We start from the raw sequence: 3,780 nt of genomic DNA, 5'->3' as shown, positions 1-3,780 counted from the left end.
GAACGCCGCGGCGCCGATGACCCAGGCGCTGGACGGCGCGGCGGGCAGCAGCGCGGGGGCCGCCACGAGGGCGAAGGCGCCGACGATGTCGGTGAACATGGACCAGCGCCGGCCGATCCACCGGTTGACCGGCCCGACGATGACGGTGCCGATCACCCCGCCCGCGCCGAGGCAGGTGAGCAGGAAGCCGTACTGCCGCTCGTCGAGCCCGAGCGGACCACCCACGGCGTAGACCGGGATGAGGGCGAGCCACGCCGCCCAGCAGCCGGCCATGATCGCGATGAGCAGGGCCATCGTCCGGAGCAGCCGGTGCTGCCAGAGGAACTGGAGGCCCTCACGGATGTCCTCGTTGACCGAACGCTTGCGGGCGGTGGCAGCCACCTTGAAGTTGCCGACGAGCAGGAGCAGCAGGACCGCGCCGGCCACGTAGGCGAAGCCGGTGACGCCGAGGGCCAGGCCGAATCCGATCGCCACCAGGAAGCCGCCGATCGGCTGCCCGGCGAACCCGTTGAACAGGTACTCCAGGGCCGTGATCCGCGCGTTGGCGGTCTCCCACCGGTGTTTCGGCACGGCCGACGGGACGATGGAGGCTCCGGCGATGCCGGCCACCACGTCGGCCAGGCCGATGACCAGTGCGGCGGCGTAGATCAGCGCCAGGGTCGGGCTCGCGGCGAGCACGGCGACGAGGAGCGCGCCGACGGAGAGCATCCGGGCGATCTCGGCGCCCATCAGCAGCGACCGCCGGTCCATCCGGTCGACGAAGACCCCGACGTGCAGCGCGGCCACCAGCCACGGCAGGCTCATGATGGCCGCGACGGCGGTGACCACGACGGGCGAACGGCTGATCTGGGCGGCGAGCAGCGGGAGGGCGATCCGGGCCACCGCGTCGGCGATGTTCGTGGTGCCCGTGAAGATGACCAGAATCCATTCGTTTCGCCTGGCTCCGGGCGGATCCGCCTGCACTGTGGGTTGAGCTGTGGCCACGACAATCCCTCACACGGTCTTGAATTAAGAGAAGTGAATGGGGACTCCGCCGCGAAGTGCGCACACCACCCGGACAAACGATAAAGGACCATTTAGCCGGTCGCACTTGTCAATTAGGCGACATGTGAGCCGGGCGGGTGGTCGACCGATCCCGCGCAGCCGTGCCGTCAGCGCCGGCAATTCCGACCAGACCGGTCGGCGGGCGGCACGGAGTGGCAGGTCATCGGGGTCCGCGCGTTGACGGTGTGGGCGTACGGGCATCGACAGGCGGCTCTATCAATCGCGGAAAAGTCCCTTTCGCACCTTTTGGGAATACTCTGCGTTGCGCTGGTTGCACCATAGGTCATCCGAAGAGGCGTGTCCATCCTCACGTCGACAGCTTGCCCGGCCCCGGTGCGTCCGGCGGCGGCCGGCGGCCCGCGCTCCGCCGGCGCCCCGAACAACACCTACGGGCAGTTCTGTCGGGCCCTGCCACATCTGAGGCAGTTGGGGAAAATTGCCGCCCGCCGGCCCGGCCGCGCCACTGGTCGACGCCCCTTTTGCACCGCCCCTTCCCCGATGCGCGCGAACCCGCGGCACCGCCTGAATCAGCGACCAACGACATTCCATCTCGGGAACATCGAGCGAACATCGGAGCCGGGATGCTCTGACCGGTAGAACTTCCAAGCGCAAATTCAGTCGACCCCCACCTCGATCGGCAACCGCTGCTCATCCGGTTTCCGATCACTCGGGCGCGGCCGACCTCAGGTGAACGGGAAGCAGGGATGACGACTCCAGCTGACCTCGACACGACGATCGCGAAGTACGCGTCGGTGGCCTTCGACGACTCGACCCCCCTGCTGGAGGCCGGACTCGAATCGCTGTCCCTGCTGCGGCTCGCCGTCGAGCTGGCCAACGACGACGACGCCGAGATCGACGCCACCCGCCTCGTGGACCTGCGCACGGTGGGTGACCTCAAGCAGTGGCTACGCGAGCTGAGCGCCGTGGGCGCCGAGACCGGAGGCGCACGGTGACCACGACGGCCGGGACCCAGCTCGCGGCGGAGACCGCCCCGGAGCGGCTGCCGATCACCGAATCGCAGAAGGGGCTGCTGGTCGTCAACGAACGCTCACCCGGGCGCGCCGTCTACAACCAGCTCGTCCGGTTCGACATCGACCCGTCGATCCCCGACGAGACGATCGAGCGCGCGCTCGCTACGGTCGTCGCCGTTCAGCCGGCCATGCGCCAGGTGTTCGGGCTGCTGCCCGAGATGCACGCCCGGCTCACCCCGCCCCCACGGGCGGAGGACTTCCCGCTCGAACGGGTCACGGCCCGCCGACGCGACTTCGAGGAGGCGGTCGGCGCGGCCCAGCGGCGCATCGGCCGACCGGAGTTCGACCTGGCCAACGGCCCCGCGTACCGGTTCGCCATCGTCCGGTGCCTCGACGAGCCCCGCGTGGCGGTCCTCATGTGCGACCACCACATCATCCTCGACGGCGTGTCGATGGGGCCCCTGGTACGCGACCTCCAGGAGGCGCTGTCCGGACGCCTCGCCGGGGCGGAGATCGAGCAGCGGCGCGCCGCCCGCGAGAAGGCCTTCGTCAAGGAGCTGGCGGCGCAGAACCGCACCGCCACCTCCGACCGCGTCGTCGAACGGTCCCGGGAGTGGGCGGCCCGGCTACGGGAGGTCCCGCCCCTGGTGCTGGCGCCCCTGCCCGGGCGCGCCGCGCAGACGGAGTTCACCGGCGACCGGGTGAGCTGGTACCTCAGCCAGGCCGAGACGGCAGCGCTGTCGGAGACCTGCCGGCGGCTGGAGATCTCCCCGTTCGTCTTCTTCTCCGGCATCTACGGCACCGTGCTGGCCCGGCACGCCAACGTGTCCAGCGTCCTCGTCGGCAGCCCGTTCATGGCCCGCCGCACGATCGGCGCGTTCGACCTCGGCGGATTCTTCGTCAACACGCTGCCGGTCACCGTCGACGTGGAGTGGAGCCGCACCGTCGACGAGCATCTCGGCAAGGTGGTCCGGGAGTCCATCGACTTCTGCCGCGCGAACGTCGACGTCACCTTCAACCGCCTCGTCGCCGACGTACGGCCCGACCGGTCCAGCAACCGCAACCCGCTGTTCTCGGCGATGCTCGCCATGCAGGACACCTTCACGCCGGAGCCGGGCGGAGCGGTGCTGCGGGTCCTGGAGCCCGGCAACGGCACCGCCAAGTTCGACCTCTGGCTGGGCGCCACCCCGGTCGACGGCCGCTGGCTGCTCGAACTCGAGTACGACCGGCAGCTCATCGCGCCGGTGGTCGCCGACGGGCTGCTCACCTCGCTGCGCGACGCCGTACGCGGGGCGGTCTCCGACGGCTCGTGCCGGCTCGGTGACCTCTTCGCCGACGCCTCCGCCGCCGCCAGCGTCCGCTCCGACGGCTGGACCAGCCCACTGACCGGCGACACGCCGTGGGACTGGGTGTCGGCGGCGGCCCGGCGGCGGCCCGACGCCCCGGCGATCGAGGACCCGACCCGCCGGCTCGACTACCGCCAACTGCTGGCCGAGGCCGAGCGGATCAGCGCCGGGCTCGCCGCGCACGGGGTCGGCCCCCGGGCCGTGGTTGGTCTGGCCGCGACGACCCTCTGCGACACGGTGACCGCCATCCTGGCCATCCTCGGCCGGGGCGCGGCGTACCTCCCGCTGGACCCGGGGCTGCCCGCCGAGCGGCTGGAGTACATGGTCCGGCGGGCCGGCTGCGAGTTCGTCGTCGGCGAGGCGCTGGTGCGCGGCCACGGTGAGAGTGAAGGCCGCCAGGAGGAGCTGACCCTGGCCAC

The 3,780-nt window shown here is 71.1% G+C and carries 3 protein-coding genes; 2 read left to right on the top strand and 1 reads right to left on the bottom strand.

All coding sequences use genetic code 11. The annotated features are described in order from the left end of the window. Window positions 1–984: MFS transporter (locus AB0B91_RS64425; protein ID WP_358342876.1), on the bottom strand; the 984-nt coding region annotated here is incomplete at its 3' end. A 764-nt stretch (window positions 985–1,748) separates the two neighbouring features. On the opposite strand from AB0B91_RS64425, the gene AB0B91_RS64420 reads away from it, so the two are divergent. Together AB0B91_RS64420 and AB0B91_RS64415 are read left to right on the top strand one after the other, a co-directional pair. Then, window positions 1,749–1,997 (top strand): acyl carrier protein, encoded by a 249-nt coding sequence (locus AB0B91_RS64420; protein ID WP_089002183.1) that lies wholly within the window; start codon window positions 1,749–1,751, stop codon window positions 1,995–1,997. After that, window positions 1,994–3,780: condensation domain-containing protein (locus tag AB0B91_RS64415; RefSeq protein ID WP_358342874.1), on the top strand; the 1,787-nt coding region annotated here is incomplete at its 3' end. The genes AB0B91_RS64420 and AB0B91_RS64415, both read left to right, overlap by 4 nt.

Source organism: Nonomuraea sp. NPDC049141, from assembly GCF_040648415.1.
Lineage (GTDB): Bacteria > Actinomycetota > Actinomycetes > Streptosporangiales > Streptosporangiaceae > Nonomuraea.
This window is presented reverse-complemented; position numbering and strand designations above follow the sequence as displayed.

Bases quoted from the DNA above. Each gene is read 5' to 3' on its own strand.
- AB0B91_RS64420 (WP_089002183.1), top strand. From the start codon at position 1,749: ATGACGACTCCAGCTGACCTCGACACGACGATCGCGAAGTACGCGTCG.